Below are 18,967 nucleotides of genomic sequence, written 5' to 3'. Positions count from 1 at the left end.
TTATCCCCATACATTGTAAATCTACTGTAAGACTGCTTTTAATGCTTTAAACTGTACTATTCATAAAATTTATAATATTTGTAGGCTTAAAGCCTCTCATTGTAATCATATATCCTCAGTCTTTTCCATTGTTTTCATTATCTAGAAATTTGTAATCGTCTTTGTTATGCTCCACTAGGATAAGCAGCTTTAAAATGTGCTCGTCCTTCATCCGTAATGGCATCACGCCTCTGTAAACCAGATGTTTTTCTTTCCTTTATTGAATTTGCAAATAAATGGGATTGTTTTTCATCATGAACAGTTACAGAGATTCAACGTTTTTATAAAGATACAGTGGAAAGCATTGACCTGTATCTATTGCATCTAGATTAGGCAAATTCTTAGCTATCAATACAGAAAAAACGCTTCGTGCTCCTATGCCTGTAATTTGTATCATCCTATTTTCAACTTTTTGTCCTATCAGGACTATACGAGGCATTTGGTAAATTCCATCGTTGAGATTCCGATTATAATAAAACCACTGTTGCGTAAAAGGATGATATGAACTCTGAGTGAGGCATGCCTCTTCAAATTCAAAACCTTTCTTCTTATTAGTTCTTGCGTAACATTATAACTCCAACTTATCTTTTTTATATCTAAAGTGACAAAATTATCTACAGCACGTGCACGTGTTGTTCGATCAGCATATGAATAGGTATCGTTAAAACGTTTTACTGCGCTATTATAAAAAGCAATCATATTATTTATATTTGCTGCTCAAGCTCCGCTCTCCAATGTTGCGACAGCTCTTGCACTAAGATGTTTCATCAGAGGTATTTCTACTCCTTTCTTATACATTTTTACCCATACGGCTAGCCCTGCTTGTGACGTGCAAGCAAATGATTTTGATTGATTCAAGATAAACAGGTTTGAAATGAGAGAATCTTACGTTATTCGGGACTCTCATTTAATATGCAAAACAGTAAATTATCATTATAAATCAACATCTTGTCTTTCAAAGCCTTTTTATGACTATAAAAAGAGTTTTGAAAAATAAAAAAGCTTTCATTGAGAGCAAAGAAAGAATGTATAAAAAGTATTTTCAATAAAATAATTATATTTGAAGTGCTGATCAAAGCTATTGAGAGTGCAGTCCATAAAATGAGCAGAAGTAGCTTGTTGGTGTATTTTCTAGAAAAATCATGAATGTTCGATTGTTAATTCATCCTTGCTTGGAAAGCTCGCTTCAGTTCAAATAGAAAAAGAGAGAGGTAAAGAGATTTATAGGATAAGATATGCTGGAATTATTCAGTATTAAGATGCAATGAATGTTGCTTATATTTCTCTTTTTTAACTATTTTATGAGAGTGAAAATTTAAATAATAAGAAAATAATTTTATTTATTTTCTTTAAACATTTATTAGTAGATAAAAAATTCTCTTTTAATCTATAAATTAAAAAAATAATGATTTTGTAAAAGCCTTGTAAGCTTTATAGGTTAATTTTAAATATCATGCATTGATTTTGAATTATGCAGATTATTTATGTCAACCATAATAATAGTGAGCATAGACAATGACATTTAATTTTTTCGTCAATTTATTTCTATTTGTTATTTTTTTATTGTTGGTTTCTCAAAGTAAGAAAATGCAATGGAGTCTTTCACTACGTGTTATGCTATGGCTTATCCTTGGCTTGATTTTTGGAAGTGTTTTGCAGTTTATTTATGGAGAGGGTGAAAGCACTTTATTGAAATCCGTTGAATGGTTTAACATTGTCGGTGAGGGCTATATTTTATTGTTGCAAATGATTGTTATGCCACTGGTTTTTATCTCTATCGTTTCAGCAGTTGCTCATTTACATTCTGTTTATGCTGTTGGAAAGATGAGTATAATAACAATTTCAATATTGCTTTTTACAACGGCTCTTTCAGCATTGGTTGGTGTGCTTGTGGTTAATTTTTTTGGATTAACAACCGATGGTTTGGTGCATGAAGGGCAAAATGTTTCTGCTCTTCTTGAAGGTCATATTTCTAAACTTGGAGATATGAATATACCAAAGATGATTTTGTCTATGATTCCTAAAAATCCATTTGCTGAGTTGAGTGGAGCTAAACGTACGTCAATTATTAGTGTTGTGATTTTTGCGTCATTTTTAGGTGCATCGGTTCTTCTTTTAAAGAAAGATGAGCCAGAAAAAGGAGAAAAAGCGCTTTTATTTATTCAAGTGGCACAAGCTTGGATTATGCGGTTAGTCCGTATTGTGATTGCTTTGACGCCTTATGGTATTTTTGCACTTATGACGAAAGTAGGAGCAATATCGCGTATTACAGATATTTTAAATTTACTGGTTTTTATCATTGCCTCTTATGTCGGTATTATTTTAATTTTTGGAATTCATGGTGTATTGCTTGGTATTTCTGGGATTAATCCCTTTCGTTTTTTCAAAAAGGTTTTACCGGTTTTAACATTTGCTTTTAGCAGTCGTTCAAGTGCTGCAAGTATTCCTTTGAATATTGAAGCGCAAACACAGTGGATAGGTGTACCACAATCCATTGCGAGTTTTGCAGCTTCTTTTGGGGCAACAATTGGACAAAATGGTTGTGCTGGTCTTTATCCAGCGATGCTTGCGACCATGATTGCACCCTCTATGGGGATTAATCCTCTTGATCCTACTTGGATTGCTACGCTTATTGGTGTTGTAACGTTGAGTTCTATTGGTGTTGCTGGTGTGGGGGGAGGTGCTATTTTCGCTGCATTGATTGTGTTACCAATTATGGGGCTTCCTGTTACTTTGGTTGCTGTACTTATCTCTATTGAACCGCTAATTGATATGGGACGTACTGCTCTAAACGTGAGCGATTCAATGATAGCTGGAACGGTCACCAGTCAAATATTACGGACAACAGATAAAAGTATTTTTAAAAAATAATTTTAGATTATATTTTTTGGGGCTGTAAAACATCTGTAAGAGATATTTGCGCTGAACCAGGCTGGAGCGGTTTTTGTTGATTGGGATGAGGAGCCCAACCAGAGAGCCAGATGAAAGAAAAATGTGCACGAATACGTCCATCAGGATCACTAAATCGTTGTGCATAGATTTCAGCTGCGCGGAGAAAAAAACGTTTGGATACAGGGCGTCGTGAACGATTTATGAGTGCATTTTGCATTCCCATAGCTTTAAGATCGTGCATAAGGTCGAACATTGTATTATAACGTATTGTGATATCTTCAACGTCTGCTACAGGAAGGGCAAAGCCAATACGCTGTAAAAGAGCGCCTGCATCACGAATGTCGGCAAAAGGGTAGACCCTAGGGCTTGCTCCATCATAAATTTCACTTTCAGCTTGCAGCAGGCTTTCGCGCAATTCTCTTAATGTGCCAGCTCCTGCCATAACAGCAAGAAATAAGCCATCTGGTTTAAGGGTATTTTTTATCTGGCTTAGAACACCAGGGGTATCATTGGTCAATTGTAATGAAAGAAGTGAAACAATAAGGTCACAGTAACTTTGAGGTAAATCAAGAAATTCTCGATGACGTAAATGAAATTTTTTATCATGGCTTTGATAAAGCGGATCGGTCTCAATGCGTTCTATAGAACAAACTTTTCCAGATTTCATTAAAGCTTGCGCAGCAAGGTCTGTATGGCTGTGTAAATCGAGAGCTAATGTAAAGAGGCGATCAACAGTGCTAAGGCGTTTATAGAGATCTTCTGCCATGTGAGAGAGTAAAAAGTCACATCCTTTTTTTGCTTTTTGAAAGGCACGTTTTCGGAATTGTTCAATGCGGTTATGATCAAAAATTAAAGGATGCGACATATTGTAGAACACTTTCGATCTATGAAAGAATATATTTTGAAAAGGTTCATTATTTGTACAAGCTCTGTCAAGTTTATAATATGAAAGAAATAAATTTATAGAAGGTAAGAGTTTTTAAAGGAATTAAAATTATAAATTGAGGAAATACAAAGGAACTTTTGTTCTAAGGGAAACTTGTAAAAGCCTAAATTTATAATGTTGTATTTTCGAGAAGCGGCGTTAAATAGCGGAGATATACTAAGTAAGTTCGTTGAACGCTTGAAAACGATGCTTTATCCACCAATTTGTCCTGGATGTAAGCAAAATGTTTCTACTTATGGTACGATTTGCTCCGAATGTTGGAAAGAACTTCAATTTATCACGAAACCTTATTGTCCTGTTATGGGGACTCCTTTTGTTTGTGATATGGGGGAAGGTTTTCTTAGTGGTGAAGCACTCCGTAATACTCATCCTTTTTCACGTGTTCGCTCAGTCATTGTTCATAAAGGGCTTGCACGAACTTTAGTAACGCGCTTAAAATATGGTGATCATATAGAATTGGCATCATTTATGGCCAATTGGATGATGTTTGCTGGACGCGAGGTTATTGATGATTGTGATGTTATTATTCCCATTCCATTGCATTTTCGTCGTTTTTGGGAGAGGCGTTATAATCAATCTGCTGAGCTTGCACGTTATATTGCAGCATCACAAAAAAAGCTTTTAAAACCGAGTTGGCTTGTTCGTTGTCGGCATACCCGTCCGCAGGTTAGTCTTTCTTCGAGAGAGAGAAAACTTAACGTAAAAAATGCTTTTAAGGTTTCGCATAAAGTTAAAAAATATCTCAAAGGATGTTCTGTTTTGCTGATTGATGATGTATTTACAACGGGTGCAACAGTTACAGCAGCAGCTGCTGCATTAAAAGATGCAGGTGCACGACAGGTTGATGTGCTAACATTTTCGCGTGTTCTCAAAGAAGATTCTATTTTTCCCTCTTCTTAAGAGGAATTTAAAATGAATATTATTAAAAAATATTGGAGGATAATACTATGAAAGAGATAATAATTTATACACGTCCTGGTTGTCCTTATTGTACAAAAGCACGTGATTTGCTTAATAAAAAAGGCGTAAAGTATACAGATATTGATGCTTCCACATCCCTTCGCCAAGAAATGGTACAGCGTGCAAATGGACGTAATACATTTCCACAAATTTTCATAGGTGATTATCACGTTGGCGGTTGTGATGATCTTTATGCTTTAGAGGCTGAGGGAAAGCTGAATTCTCTATTACAAGGCATATAATATTTGTAAATTACATATTCTTAAGACCGTTTTGCAAGAAGGAGATAGTTAACGCCCATGTCTTTTGAGCGATTCCAGCTGTCGTTTAATGGGTTATAAGTAATACCTATCTCATCAATGACAGTCAGAGCGTTTTTTGATAAGAAATTTTTAAGTTCTAGAGGTTTTAGGAATTTTTTATAATCATGGGTTCCTTTAGGAAGCCAACGTAGAATATATTCAGCGCCTACAATAGCAAGCCCCCATGCTTTCCATGTGCGGTTGAGTGTTGAGACAAACATCAACCCTTGTGGTTTCAACATTTTTGCTGTAGCTGCTATGAAGAGATTAACGTCAGCGACATGTTCAACAACTTCCATATTAAGGATGATATCAAATTTTTCTCCTTCATTGGCAAGTACTTCTGCTGTCGTCGTGCGGTAATCAATGGAAAGGTCATTTTGAGCTGCATGGGTTTTTGCGACTTCAATATTTGTTTGTGCAGCATCAACGCCTACAACCATAGCACCAAGACGTGCCATTGGTTCACATAACAAGCCTCCTCCACAGCCAATATCAAGAATTTTCAAATTGTCAAAGGGCGTAAGTGAAGAAGGGTCACGATTAAACTCTAAACAGATTTTTTCTCTGATGTAAGCAAGGCGTGTTGGGTTAAATTGGTGAAGAGGTCGAAATTTTCCTTGTGGATTCCACCATTCTGTAGCAATACGTGAAAAATGATCAATTTCACTTTGATCAATAGTTGTTTGTGTTTCATCGATCATGTTGCCTTCCTTTTATTTTTAATGATCAGGTCAAGTAGATTTTATACAAAGTCAAGAGAAATTAATATAATCATAATGAAACTTGCACAAATGATAGATATTCGCTATGTCGAGAAAATGGTTAATTGATACAGCATCTAATTCTCATTACTGTTTGAAATAAGAGATGTAAAGGTAAGAGTGTTATTAATGGCGCGCATTGTCATGAAATTTGGTGGAACATCTGTAGCAAACATTGAATGTATTCATAATGTTGCACGGCATGTCAAAAGAGAGGTTGATGCAGGCAATGAGGTAGCCGTTGTCGTATCTGCGATGGCTGGTAAAACAAATGAACTTGTTCAGTGGACAAGTGATGCTTCCTCTATGCATAGAGATGCTCGTGAATATGATGTTGTGGTTGCTTCTGGTGAACAGGTTACTTCAGGTTTGTTGGCTTTGACACTTCAAGAAATGGGGGTGAATGCACGTTCATGGCTTGGTTGGCAAATTCCTATTCATACAGACAATGCGCATGGCCGTGCACGTATTACTAATATTGATGGATCTTTTTTAATCGAGTGTTTTCAGGAAGGTCAGGTTGCCGTTATTGCTGGTTTTCAGGGGTTATCTCCGGATAACCGGATTTCTACCTTAGGGCGTGGGGGATCAGATACAAGTGCTGTTGCTATAGCCGCTGCTGTACAAGCTGATCGCTGTGATATTTATACAGATGTGGATGGTGTGTATACAACGGATCCACGTATAGAGCCGAAAGCGCGTCGTTTACCAAAAGTAGCTTTTGAAGAAATGCTAGAAATGGCTTCTCTTGGTGCAAAGGTTTTACAGGTTCGTTCTGTTGAATTGGCAATGGTTCATAAGGTTCGTACCTTTGTGCGTTCAAGTTTTGAGGATCCTGATGCGTTAGGCATGGAGGATCCAATGAGTTCTTCTGGAACACTTATTTGCGATGAGGATGAAATTGTGGAACAACAAAATGTTACTGGTATTGCTTTTGCTAAGGATGAAGCACAAATTTCCCTTCGGCGGCTTGCTGATCGTCCAGGGATTTCGGCAGCAATTTTTGGTCCCTTGGCTGAAGAACGCATTAATGTTGATATGATTGTGCAAAATATTTCTGAAGATGGCTCAAAAACTGATATGACTTTTACGGTACCATCATCAGATGTAGAAAAAGCCGTTACACTTCTTGAGAAGAATCGCAAAGAAATTGGATTTGATGTTCTCCAATTTGAAAGCGATCTCGCCAAGGTATCTGTGATTGGTATTGGAATGCGTAGTCATGCAGGTGTTGCCGCTACAGCATTTAAGGCTTTGGCTGAAAAGGGTATTAATATTCAAGCAATTACGACCTCAGAAATTAAAATTTCTATTTTGATTGATAGTGCTTACACTGAACTTGCGGTTAGAACATTACATGCTGTTTATGCACTTGATAAGGGATAAGTATTTTTTAGTTTCAACAGAGTTTCAATAACGTAAAGCTTTAATATATAATTAATAATTTTTGTTAAGGATAATTTATATTTTAAACTTAAATGGAATATTTAATACAGCAGAACTCTCTTATTTTAAACTTGTTCATGATGAATTTAAAATGGTCACTTATATATTACAAGAGAAAGATGTTTAGGTAAAAAACTCTGTTTAAGAAGGGATATAAAATATGCCGTCTATAAACGTTTTAGAACCTATAGAGTGGGATGGAGAAGACTTATACGATAAGCCTTAATAGAACTAAGGAACAATGCACTGCGTTTATTCAAAGAATGCATGTTACATGAGGGACAGCCTCGTGAATACAGATTTAATATTATAAATCTTAGAGAAATGGGCGCTCATTGGATTAGTGACGGAATTACCAAAAATAGAATTGATGATGTATTTTCTAGAGATGTTTAGTTTGTCATCAAATGATTGTTTATGACTTTATGTATATCTTGAAAATTTAATTTTTCCATATTATGAGGCAATAAAAAAATATATCTTTATAGACAATATTTATGTTGCACTATAAGTTATAAAATTACCATATCTTATGCGTTTATAGCTTATTCAGAAGTACTTTTCATAAAATCATGTAAATATAGATCAAAATTAATGATAATGTTACAGTGTGTTGCTTTTATGATTTTATTAATTAAATTTTTTTTCATGTCTATTTCTCTTTTTTGAATTATGATTAAGATTTTCAAAGTTTTGATACCTCCATATGTTCTTTAGGTTAACTTTCTGCCCTTAACTACTCTATTATAAGTATTTTCTGTGTCATACTGCCAATCACACATGAAATACATTCTTTCGTTTTTGCAGTATATTGTGCTAGTTTCTTATCATATTTACATATTTTGCAAATGGTGGTCTTTGTAAGCAAAACTCTTCTTGTGAGAAATATAGCCATATTATTTTACTCTTCTTGTATTTTATGTGGCGTTGTATAATTTGAAAGTCTCGAAAATATTGCTTTTTAAATTATCTATGAAGAGTATTTTATGGTATCAAGAAATATAGAGCGAGCTCTTTAAACAAAAAGAAAATAAATATCAAATAAGAGCGGAAAAAGGGGAGAACAACGATATATATGCTCTATTTTTCCACCAATCATATGTTTTAGAATAGTCTAAATGACTAGGATTTTCTTTTTTCCCGCGAGTTAATTACGTAAACTAGAGTGCTCCCTATGGAAGCATGCTTCAAGTTTAATTCTTTCATGGAGTGAGACAAGCGATGTGTCGATGATAAAAAACGGGAATATTTTTCCACTCCATTGTCAATCTAGTAGTAATGTTATGACGTTGTTATTCCAAAAAAATCTTTTGTTTTTTGTTACCTGTATCAATATCTAGTATCAGCGTAGATGCATGTTTGACGATATATATTGAGATGGGTAAGGGGACTACGAGAAACTCCTGTTTTTGTATGCCAGATAGGAACAAGGATGTTGCGTATACCTGTTGGGGTAATTTCTGAAATGGAGATAAAACCTAATTGGGGGAGAATATGAAGCCATAAAAGTGAAAACCAACTTCCATTTTACAACTTCCTTTTAATTCTGCTTTACAACTTTCAAAGGGGTTGACAGCAATATCTTTTAAATAATGGATATTACACATTGGTTCACGTTTTTGTTTATTGCGTTATTAAATCATATATGCCTTTCACGTAAAAAAAACGCTATTATAGTGCCAATTTACGCGCTTGTTTTAAAGAAATATTTCTCCCCAAGCCCATTACGGCGTTTGTGGATGGTGTAGCGTAAAATTTATTGGGGCCCCATCTCCTTCTTAGATCAAAGGTGTCAGTTGGTCGTCATCATTTAATTTTTAGTTTTCGTGTTGAACAGCTCTTGTATGGATATGATGAAGCATTCTTATTTCTTTCCTCAATAATCCATATTTCTCTTCGGCTTGTGACGTGTAAGCGAATAGTCTTGATTGATTCATCATGTACAGATTTGAAATGAAAAAATCATACGATATTTGAATTTCATTCAAGATTTATAATGATAAATTAAATATTTTTACCCAAAAATAATGTGCTTTTTAAGAAGATAAAATTAAAGTTGTTTAGAATACCGGCAATAAAATCAGTAACGAGGAGGGTGGTTTATTGGAAAAAAATAAACCATGGAATTACTTAACTGATTATTGAACTTTGCTTATTCTTATCTGTTTCGTATAATTAAACATAAGATATTGATTCATAATAATTAATTTTTTCTTTATAGTGAATAATAGTCTCGACGAAAGGCAGCTTTTATGAAACCACGAAGCCTTTTATATTGAAACAATTAAAATTATTTCTGTGCACAACATGAGTGGAGCTGGTGCATGAGTAAAAGAATATTGAAGAAAGGAATAAAATATCTCTTATAAGACTTCTTAAGAGTCAAAGGTGTTTCAACATTAGAAGCTCGTAAATAGTATGATGATGTTAGTTTTCTCCTTTATAAGTGTAAAGATGAGGCGAGACAACAGCTTTTACATTAAATATCGTCCGAACCCAACAAATGAGCGAAATCGCTTTTTAAAAGTTCTGCATAAAAATGTATTTTCAGTTAGTTTGTTAGGAACTATGAGAAATTCCTTTATTGCGCTTAATATAAATAAATCCATATCCCAGACCAATAAGAGCAGATAAACCAGAGCCACAGAGGACCCCAATTTTTGCCGCATCAAGCAGAATAATATCTTTAAAAGCGAGCATTGAAACAAAAATAGACATTGTAAAGCCAATTCCTGCTAAAAAACCAATGAGTAAAACGCCTGTCCAGGTCATATGAGGGGGGAGGCGGCATAGCCCTGATTTTACAGCTATATAACTGGCAGTGATAATACCAAGAGGCTTACCGATGAAAAGACCAATGACAACACCCAGAACAATCAAGAATGATTTGTCAGAAGAAAGATCAAAGTTTGCAAAACTTACTCCTGCATTTGCGAAGGCAAAAACTGGCATGATACCGTATGCAACCCATGGATGCAATGCTTTTTGAACACGTGTTACTGGGGCGATCATGGCCCGTTGTCCTTTGCGCATCTTTTTCAATGCTGTTGAAATATGATGCAGATCTGTTTTTGTATTTTTTTCTTGAAGAATTTGCATAGCGTTACTGAGCATGGTGAGTGGCGCTACAAGAGTACGGGTAGGAAGAACGGGAGTCATCATCCCTAAGATTACGCCAGCAAGCGATGGGTGAACGCCTGTTACCATTAAACCCCACCAAATGATTGCACCAGGTAAAATGTAAAGCCATGCTGATGCAAGCCCGATCCACTGAAAAAATAGTACCAAAGCAATACCCGCTCCTGCAATCATTAAACCGCTAGGATCAATGTTTGTTGAGTAGAAAAAAGCAATAATAAGAACAGCGATAATATCGTCAATAATTGCTAATGATAGAAGAATAATATGAAGATTAGAAGGAATTTTTTTTCCTAGAAGAGCAAGAATACCTAGAGCAAAGGCAATATCTGTTGCTGTTGGCACAGCCCAACCGCGGATATGTCCTTCGTTAAAATTGAAGATAAAGTAAATAATTGCAGGAACACAAACGCCCCCTATTGCAGCAACAATTGGTAAGATTGCTTGTTTAAAATCGGCAAGAGCACCTTCATGAATTTCGCGTCGAATTTCCATTCCAGCGACGAGAAAGAAAATAGTCATAAGAGCATCATTAACCCAGAAATGTAAATCCCATGAAAGAGTGAAATGACCCAAATTAAAGCCAAGAGGTGTATGCCAAAAAGATTCATAGAAAGCAGCATATTTAGAATTGGCAAAAATAAGTGCAGCAGCAGCAGCTAATAAAAGAACAACACCACTAAGAGCTTCAATATGGAGAAAACGCTCGATAGCAGAAAGCGCTTGATTAGTGACACGAGAAACGCGATTAGGCAGGCGATTTGAAGATAAATCAGACATGAACAACTCCAAGCATCGTCAATTTTAGATTCTATACTCTCTGTATAAATGACTTTGTATGATACCTTCTGTATCATACAAAAGAAAAAAGAGGAATAAAGTTCTTAATTTATAGACAAGATCATCATGTTTAAAGCACAAAATGTTTAACGCGACGCTTCATTTTTAATAGTGAGATGTACTTTGCTTAAAGCCTTAGATAGATCATTTTGTAGAGCAGATTCGAGATCAACTATTGCGAGACCTTTATTATCGTTTGCTTTAATTTTAACGATCAATGTTTGTGGATTTTTAGCAAATTCTCCTAAGGATTTTGAAATTTTTTCTGCTTCGTCATGATTTTTTAGCAGAATTTTTGGGGTCTGCGTCATCATTAGATAGAAATCGTCATAAAGTTCCTTTTTTAGATCATGTTGGCTGTCATTAAGATTTTGCGCAAGATAAGAAAAAAGCTTATCAATGAAACCTGCATCCGTATATTGTATATCAATTTCATTGATGCCAAGGTCTTGAGACGCAGCAATCATTATATTTTTCTGACCAGAAAAAAGCTTTTCATCAACATCAATAACCTTAGCCGATATGTTCCCAGATCCAACGTTTTTCATATTGAAAGACATTGTATCAAGAAAGAGTATACGTTTTTTTTCATCGTAAGAAATATCAATTTTTCCTGAAACATTAAAGCGCTCAAAGTTCAGATTTTTGAAGAAATCTAAGTCTTTTTCATTCATTTTTTTAGGTAAAACGGAAAGGTTATTGAGAGAAAGAAAAAGCTTTTTAGGGATAGGTTGTTTCCACAAACTTGGTTTGAATTGGAATGATTCGAGCGTTGCTTTCAACTGCGGTATATCAACGGTGATATTATCAACTTTGGCATCCGCTGAGGTAATGGCGAACAGTATGTTTATAAGAAGACCATTTTGTGCTACTTTTTCGGCGATTTTATTATTCTCTTTTCTTGCATTAAGATAAGCTTTGATTAATTTTTCAGGAGGTTGCTCAAGCGGTTTCATCTTTAAACCAGATGTTTTAAACTGCCCAAGGAAGAAAGAGCTGTTTTTTTCTGCTTCTTCAAAAATATCGACACTTATATTATTCAAAGAAATGGGGCCAGTAACGGTTTTACCTTGATTGAGAGCATTGTTTTTTCCAAAAATGATAGAGTAGGCATAGTTGATGTCGATATCATGGGCTTTTATTGTATCACTTTTAGCCATAAGTTGCATCTGTTTGGCACCATTTGCTACGACCGTTTTAAGATCCATATTTTTGATACTAACTGAATGGATATGGTTATTTCTAAAATCAGAAAGCTGGAAATTCTTGACTTCAACCGTTTCTATTCGGTTATTTTTATTTTCTATAGAAAGTTGTATATTGGGAGCAATAATTGAGGAAAGCTCAATACGCATCATTGATTGTAAAAGCCGTGATGTTATCGTTCTATCTTTTTCTTTTAAGGATACACTCCGAAGAGAAATTTGGGGAATTTGCACATGAATATTATTATGCTTTAAATCAACATTATAAAATGTAAAAGTTCCGGGAATAAAGGAAAGGGGAGGACGGGCAGAAATGGCACCAATTCTAAGTGATGTACCAGCTGGAACAGGTAATGTCACATTCTTCAAATTGATTTTACCTAGAATGCTTACTTCAGATGTTCGGGCTTTTATACCACGACGGGCTATTTCTTGTTTTACAAAACTGTCAAGATAGGGTTTTGCGATATAAAATCCACCAACAATTATAATTGCCAAGATAGCAACAAATCCAATAATACAAGTGAGCCAATATCTGAGGTTACTTTGATACCCACTATTAAGATTGACCATTCTTTCTTCTTTCATTTTTATCACTCTTTGAATTGAGAGTGAAGATAAATTCTTTTAAGCAACGACAAAGGTTTAAATATAGCGTGTACCAGTTTCAACAATTATCTACTCTCTATATTAGAGTTATTCTCATCTTTTTTGCAATATAGCTTTATCAACTTTTATCAATTTTCTTTGAGTTTAGCTCTTTATAGAAAAGAACGCATAATAAGGAGAGGTAAGTTTATGCGCATCATAATTTTTTATCACTTTAAAATTATCCTAAAATATTCCGATGTCTGCTTTTATCTTGCTGCTGTTTATAGGAATATTTAAAACATAAAAAATATGTTCTTGTTCATTATAATTTAATGGGGAGAGGTAAGTGTTATGACAGAAAATCAAATAATGGCTTTTTCGATCATTGGTCTCATGATGGTTGTTTTTATTTGGGATCGATTTCGTTATGATCTTGTTGCTATTTGTACATTATTAATAGCTTGTGCCCTTGGTCTTGTCAGTCCGAAGGAAGCTTTTAGCGGTTTTAGTAATGATATCGTTATTATCGTGGGGAGTGTGTTTGTTGTCAGTACGGCTGTATCGCGCTCTGGTATAATGGAGTTTATTATTCAACGGATATGGCCAGACGTGAAATCTGTGCGTCTTCAATTAGCCTTTTTAGTTCTTTCTGTTGTCGTATTATCAATGTTTGTTAAAAATATTGGTGCTTTGGCTATTATGCTTCCGATAGCTTTTCAGTTTGCACGTCGTTCTCAGGTTTCTCCTTCTGTCTTTTTGATGCCCATGGCCTTTGGTTCTTTGTTGGGGGGGCTTATGACACAGATAGGAACATCTCCCAATGTTGTTATTTCAGCGATGCAAGAACGTTTAGCCGGAACACCTTTTACTATGTTTGATTTTACACCAGTTGGTGCGGTTATTGCGACGGCTGGTGTTTTATATTTGGTTCTTTTTTATTGGCTTTTGCCTGTGCGTGTGCGTTCAGGTGTATCGTTTGATGATGCCATTGATATTCGTAATTATGTTGCAGAAGTGCATATTCCAATAAATTCACCGATTGTGGGAAAAAATATTGTTGATTTGGTTAAGCCATCAAGTGGTGATGTTATGGTGATTCAAATCATCAGAAACAAAGTATCTATTTCACCATTACCAGATTTTGTTTTGTCTGAAAATGATATTATTTTGCTGGAAGGGTCGCATACAGGGTTAGATAGCGTGATGAACTCTGCTCGTTTAGAGTTTTCTAAGGGGCGAACTATTGCTGCAGGTGATAAGGACAGTGACATCGATATTATTGAAGCAGTCATCACCCATAATTCACCTCTTATTGGTATTAGTGCGAAAGAGTTTTCCCTATTTGATCACTATAATGTAAATTTGCTTGCGTTAAGTCGTCAACATGAAAGGGTGCGGGGAAGACTTGATGATATTATTTTCCATCTTGGCGATGTGATTGTTTTGCAAGGACAGGATGCAGTTATTCCAAATTTGTTAAGAGAATTGAAATGCCTGCCCCTAGCAAAACGAAATATTGTGTTTGGAAATTTACGACATGGTTTCATCTCTTTAGCTGTTTTATTTATAGCAATTATTTTTACAGCTTTTCATATTGTTCCCGTTGCGTTTTCTTTTTTTTCTGCTGCTGCTGCAATGGTTATCTTTCGCGTTTTGCCCGCGCGTGATCTGTATCAGGCATTAGATGGCCAAATATTAGTACTATTAGCGGCTCTTATTCCAGTGAGTGAAGCGTTAGAGAAAACAGGATGTACGGATCTCATTGGTCAATGGCTGAGCCAATTGGCAATATTTTTCCCACCATCTGGTGCCTTAGCACTTATGTTGGTGACAGCTATGTTGGTCACGCCATTTTTGAATAATGCAGCAACAGTGATGATGGTAGCACCAATTGCGTCAAGTTTTGCTTATTCCCTTCATTATAAGCCTGAAGCTTTTTTGATGGCTGTTGCAATTGGTGCGGGTTGTGAGTTTCTTACACCTATTGGACATCAAAGTAATATGCTCGTGATGGCGCCAGGAGGATATCGTTTTAGTGATTATCCACGTTTGGGTGCTCCATTGGCGGTGTTGATCGTTATTATTGCTGTTCCAATGCTTATGTGGGTTTGGCCCTTACAATAGGATATTTTAAAAAACTTTAAGGATCAATTATAAAAAGTTGTTAATCGCATGAAGATAAGCTGAAGGGATACACTTTGTATATAGAACTTTAACTGAAGATTTGGAATTATACCACACTTTAATCATAGCGCTTCGGTATTTTTGATACAGATAAGATTTATCTATTTGGTTTTAGTAGGTATTCGTGGAAATTTACTGTTTATTCAAGTTTTTTCAAGAATTGGTTTTTCTATTATAATTGTATAATCCAATACAACCAACGATTGCGGTTGAAGACTTCAAAAGATTATCCCTCTATATAATGGGGAGAAAGTTCGCTTGAGATGATAGGCAATCATGATAAATATTAAGGCAGTGAATTTTTCATAAGACTCAATATATGTAAAAGCTGTAATGTGAACAAACAGGGTGCTTACATCATTTTCGATTAAGACTGTTGCAAAAATCTGATTGAATTGGCTACATGTTGATTTAAAATAAATAAACGAGCAATTTAAAGATTTTTAGTTAATTAGGGCTACCATCTTTATCCATTTATGCGTAAAAGCATAGGTGAAGTAACTTTTTTCAAGGTATGATATATGTCGTATGATAGTTTTATTGCTGAAGTGAATGCAGAATTTCGTCAGGAAAAGGCGCTTGCTTTTTGGAGACGGTATGGTTTTTCAATTATTGGAGCAGCTATTCTTTTTATATTCATGATAGTTGCTTATCAAGTTTATCATCATACACAAATAAAGAAAGCTGGTTATATTGGTGATGCATTTGTAAAGAGTCTTGATCTTGCGGATACACGTGATTTTGATAAAGCGATAAAGCAATTAGAAACGGTTAAAACCTCTCATTTTGGGGGGTATCCTTTTCTTGCTCGTTTACGTGAGGCTTCTTTACTCATGGAGAAAGGTGATATTATTAAGTCAGTGGAGATCTTTGATTCTGTTGCAGTGGATGAGAAAGCACCGCAGATTTTGCAGAAAGTTGCAAAAATTCGGGCGGCTTATATTCTGGTTGATACAGGGACATTAACTGATGTTGAAAAGCGCATCAAAGATATGGCAAGTGATACCGATCCTATGCGTATGTCTGCAAGAGAAGCTTTAGGCTTAGCTGCTTATAAGGCGGATAAAATGGATGAGGCGGTTTATTATTTTAAGAAAATTTCTGAAGAAGGTTCTTTGGGTTTAAAAATAACAGATCGGGCTCGAATGATGCTTGAGCTTATACAAGCTGAGGGCAAGGCAAATAAGGAATAAATCGATGAGCCTTACCATTGCTATCGTTGGTCGTCCCAATGTTGGGAAGTCAACACTATTTAATCGTTTGGTTGGGCAAAAATTGGCTTTGGTTGATGATAAGCCTGGTGTAACACGTGATCGGCGTATTCATGCGGCAAAACTTCAAGATCTACGTTTTGATGTGATTGATACCGCTGGGCTGGAAGAAGCAGGTGATCATACACTTGAGGGGCGTATGCGTTCTCATACAAAAGTTGCAATTGATGAAGCGGATCTTATTTTATTTGTATTTGATGCAAAGAGCGGAATAACACCGAGTGATTTAAATTTTTCTTCATTGGTTCGCAAATCAGGAAAGCCAATTGTGCTTGTTGCCAATAAGTCTGAGTCAAGAGCGGCAACAGGAGGAGAGTATGAGGCGTGGTCATTAGGTTTGGGGGAGCCGTGCCCAATATCGGCTGAACATGGTTTGGGACTTAGTGATCTGCGTGATGCAATTATAGATGCTGTTGGGTCAGAGCATGCTTTTGGCAACAACAAAGAAGAAGATAGAATGATACAACCTGCATCTGTTGGTGATGATGTAAAGGATTTGGAAGAAGAGGAGCTTATTTACGATGAAAGTAAGCCCATTAGGATTGCAATTGCGGGGCGTCCCAATACAGGAAAATCCACTCTTATCAATAGTATGTTGAAACAAGAGCGATTGTTAACAGGACCAGAAGCAGGACTCACGCGTGATTCTATTTCTGTAGATTGGGAATGGCGTGGTCGTCATATTAAACTTTTTGATACTGCAGGTTTACGTCGAAAATCGAGAATTCAAGAAAAATTAGAAAAACTATCTGTTGCAGATACTTTACGTGCTATTCGTTTTGCAGAAGTGGTGGTCATTGTTTTTGATGCAACGATACCTTTTGAAAAGCAGGATTTACAAATTGCTGATCTTGTGATTCGTGAAGGGCGTGTTCCAGTTATTGCTTTCAATAAGTGGGACCTTATTGAAAACAGTCAGACCACATTGATTGATTTGCATGAAAAAGGTGCGCGATTTCTTCCTCAAGTTCGTGGTTTGAGAGCTGTTCCTTTATCAGGACAATATGGTCAAGGGATTGATAAACTGATGGAAAATGTCATGATGATGCACCGTGTATGGAATCGTCGCATTTCGACGGCTAAATTGAACCAATGGCTTGGAACTGTTGTGGCACATCATCCACCTCCTGCGGTTTCTGGACGTCGACTTAAGGTTAAATACATCACACAGGTTAAGACACGTCCTCCTGGATTTATGATTTCCTGCTCGCGCCCCAAAAGTATGCCCCAGTCGTATTTGCGTTATCTTGTCAATGGGTTACGTGAAACATTTGATATGTCTGGTATACCCGTTCGCATATCATTACGAGCTTCTGATAATCCTTTTGCGACACGTTCCAAGAAGAAATGATAACTCTTTAATTTTTTAAGTGAATGAAATCTATACTTAAGAATCTTAAAAATAAGTTTTTTAATGATCTTTCTTTTCATAAAAGAAAAAGTTTTATTTGCTAAAGTTTTAATTTTATTGATAATCATTTATCATGAGCGCTATTGAATAGAGCTCTCTCATCTTGATAAAGATCATTTATTTGCATGTCATGAGAAGAGTTTAATAGGGAGTATTTAAGAAAGAGTACATAATCCTCTTAATGGGTTATTTAAGTGCAAGAATAGATGCACAATATGAGGGTAGGGGAATATAATTATGATGCTTGTTTGAAAAGCAGCATTAGATTATCGTTTCATAAAAATAAAGCTTATGAATAAGCGCTTTTGCTTGTTTGTCTGAATAAAAAGCAAAAATATTTGCTGAATCCACAGATATTCAATTGTAAGGAGCGAAGTTTATAAAAGTAGATTAAAATTGTATAAAGTGGTATGGTAATCATATTTAAATTTTATTGTGTTCTATTGGCTTAATCTATTTGAAATTTTTGATTTATTAATATCTTGTATTTAAAGGAGCTTCTCTTAATACCCTCAAGCTCATTTCGTGATGAGGCTTGTAATGGTGTATATAAAATACTTTGCGAATAGGATCATACAGAAACCATTGATTATTATCATTTTCATAAAATGAAAAGTGCAAGTTTATTCGAATAAAAGGAGAAAACCAACGTTCTCATACTGTTTTTAGTTTTCTATGTTCTCTTTCAAAACTAGGACTGATATAACATTGGGAGCCGGAAAATAAGATGGTATTAGTTTACACCTTTCGTTAAGCGTAAAATGGTTGTTCTATAAGTTTTATATTATTCACGGGAACTTTTCGTTATACATTCACGGGTGCTGTCGTGAAATCGGTTTAGGTGCTTAGAATATCTTTTTAAGAAAGCATGTAAATTGAAAAATACGTTATTTCTGCAATGAAATTTATACGATAACTTGTGATAGATTTCTTTTAGTATCTTGACGAATAAATTCGGGAACAATATGATGCACACGG

Annotated in this window: 11 protein-coding genes and 1 pseudogene; 7 read left to right on the top strand and 5 right to left on the bottom strand. The window is 35.5% G+C overall.

Annotated features, from left to right (window positions below):
* Positions 1 to 173: 173 nt before the first annotated feature.
* Positions 174 to 756: pseudogene (locus tag ACFINO_RS11685) on the bottom strand (type ISP restriction/modification enzyme); the annotation flags it as partial.
* 798 nt (positions 757 to 1,554) lie between these two features.
* Between ACFINO_RS11685 and ACFINO_RS05475 the strand changes: the two are divergent.
* Entirely contained in the window at positions 1,555 to 2,910 is a 1,356-nt protein-coding gene (locus ACFINO_RS05475; RefSeq protein WP_375612078.1) for an L-cystine transporter, read from the top strand.
* A gap of 7 nt (positions 2,911 to 2,917) precedes the next feature.
* Here the strand turns inward: ACFINO_RS05475 and ACFINO_RS05470 are convergent, their stop codons facing one another.
* Positions 2,918 to 3,796 (bottom strand): methyltransferase, encoded by an 879-nt coding sequence (locus ACFINO_RS05470; protein ID WP_375655207.1) that lies wholly within the window; start codon positions 3,794 to 3,796, stop codon positions 2,918 to 2,920.
* 195 nt (positions 3,797 to 3,991) lie between these two features.
* On the opposite strand from ACFINO_RS05470, the gene ACFINO_RS05465 reads away from it, so the two are divergent.
* Together ACFINO_RS05465 and grxC are read left to right on the top strand one after the other, a co-directional pair.
* On the top strand, positions 3,992 to 4,777 hold the full coding sequence (locus ACFINO_RS05465; RefSeq protein WP_375634703.1) for a ComF family protein: 786 nt from the start codon (positions 3,992 to 3,994) through the stop codon (positions 4,775 to 4,777).
* A 47-nt stretch (positions 4,778 to 4,824) separates the two neighbouring features.
* A complete protein-coding gene (gene grxC, locus ACFINO_RS05460) occupies positions 4,825 to 5,079 on the top strand; it encodes a glutaredoxin 3 (protein ID WP_375618441.1) in 255 nt (84 codons plus the stop codon).
* A 20-nt stretch (positions 5,080 to 5,099) separates the two neighbouring features.
* On the opposite strand, the gene ubiG is transcribed toward grxC, so the two are convergent.
* A complete protein-coding gene (gene ubiG, locus ACFINO_RS05455) occupies positions 5,100 to 5,843 on the bottom strand; it encodes a bifunctional 2-polyprenyl-6-hydroxyphenol methylase/3-demethylubiquinol 3-O-methyltransferase UbiG (RefSeq protein ID WP_375633543.1) in 744 nt (247 codons plus the stop codon).
* Between the two features lie 189 nt (positions 5,844 to 6,032).
* Here ubiG and ACFINO_RS05450 point away from each other — a divergent pair, with 189 nt between their 5' ends.
* On the top strand, positions 6,033 to 7,289 hold the full coding sequence (locus ACFINO_RS05450; RefSeq protein WP_375633544.1) for an aspartate kinase: 1,257 nt from the start codon (positions 6,033 to 6,035) through the stop codon (positions 7,287 to 7,289).
* Between the two features lie 2,619 nt (positions 7,290 to 9,908).
* Here the strand turns inward: ACFINO_RS05450 and nhaA are convergent.
* A complete protein-coding gene (nhaA, locus tag ACFINO_RS05445; protein WP_375633545.1) occupies positions 9,909 to 11,267 on the bottom strand; it encodes a Na+/H+ antiporter NhaA in 1,359 nt (452 codons plus the stop codon).
* Between the two features lie 146 nt (positions 11,268 to 11,413).
* Positions 11,414 to 13,120, bottom strand: coding sequence for a hypothetical protein (locus ACFINO_RS05440; protein WP_375655206.1), 1,707 nt, complete (start codon positions 13,118 to 13,120; stop codon positions 11,414 to 11,416).
* Between the two features lie 354 nt (positions 13,121 to 13,474).
* Here ACFINO_RS05440 and ACFINO_RS05435 point away from each other — a divergent pair, with 354 nt between their 5' ends.
* The 3 genes from ACFINO_RS05435 to der all read left to right on the top strand — a co-directional run bounded on the left by ACFINO_RS05435 (position 13,475) and on the right by der (position 17,929).
* Positions 13,475 to 15,247, top strand: a complete 1,773-nt coding sequence (locus ACFINO_RS05435; protein ID WP_375655205.1) for an SLC13 family permease — start codon at positions 13,475 to 13,477, stop codon at positions 15,245 to 15,247.
* A 581-nt stretch (positions 15,248 to 15,828) separates the two neighbouring features.
* Positions 15,829 to 16,500, top strand: a complete 672-nt coding sequence (locus ACFINO_RS05430) for a tetratricopeptide repeat protein (RefSeq protein ID WP_375655204.1) — start codon at positions 15,829 to 15,831, stop codon at positions 16,498 to 16,500.
* A gap of 4 nt (positions 16,501 to 16,504) precedes the next feature.
* Positions 16,505 to 17,929, top strand: a complete 1,425-nt coding sequence (der, locus tag ACFINO_RS05425) for a ribosome biogenesis GTPase Der (protein WP_375655203.1) — start codon at positions 16,505 to 16,507, stop codon at positions 17,927 to 17,929.
* Positions 17,930 to 18,967: the final 1,038 nt, after the last annotated feature.

It is taken from the genome of Bartonella sp. AA83SXKL (assembly GCF_042196965.1).
Taxonomy (GTDB): Bacteria; Pseudomonadota; Alphaproteobacteria; order Rhizobiales; family Rhizobiaceae; genus Bartonella.
Note: the sequence above shows the minus strand (reverse complement) of the source record. Positions and strands in the feature narration are given on the sequence as shown.

Excerpts from the sequence above, each read along its gene's own strand:
- ACFINO_RS05475 (WP_375612078.1), top strand. The coding sequence starts at position 1,555 with ATGACATTTAATTTTTTCGTCAATTTATTTCTATTTGTTATTTTTTTA.
- ACFINO_RS05470 (WP_375655207.1), bottom strand. The coding sequence starts at position 3,796 with ATGTCGCATCCTTTAATTTTTGATCATAACCGCATTGAACAATTCCGA.
- ACFINO_RS05465 (WP_375634703.1), top strand. The coding sequence starts at position 3,992 with ATGTTGTATTTTCGAGAAGCGGCGTTAAATAGCGGAGATATACTAAGT.
- grxC (WP_375618441.1), top strand. The coding sequence starts at position 4,825 with ATGAAAGAGATAATAATTTATACACGTCCTGGTTGTCCTTATTGTACA.
- ubiG (WP_375633543.1), bottom strand. The coding sequence starts at position 5,843 with ATGATCGATGAAACACAAACAACTATTGATCAAAGTGAAATTGATCAT.
- ACFINO_RS05450 (WP_375633544.1), top strand. The coding sequence starts at position 6,033 with ATGGCGCGCATTGTCATGAAATTTGGTGGAACATCTGTAGCAAACATT.
- nhaA (WP_375633545.1), bottom strand. The coding sequence starts at position 11,267 with ATGTCTGATTTATCTTCAAATCGCCTGCCTAATCGCGTTTCTCGTGTC.
- ACFINO_RS05440 (WP_375655206.1), bottom strand. The coding sequence starts at position 13,120 with ATGAAAGAAGAAAGAATGGTCAATCTTAATAGTGGGTATCAAAGTAAC.
- ACFINO_RS05435 (WP_375655205.1), top strand. The coding sequence starts at position 13,475 with ATGACAGAAAATCAAATAATGGCTTTTTCGATCATTGGTCTCATGATG.
- ACFINO_RS05430 (WP_375655204.1), top strand. The coding sequence starts at position 15,829 with ATGTCGTATGATAGTTTTATTGCTGAAGTGAATGCAGAATTTCGTCAG.
- der (WP_375655203.1), top strand. The coding sequence starts at position 16,505 with ATGAGCCTTACCATTGCTATCGTTGGTCGTCCCAATGTTGGGAAGTCA.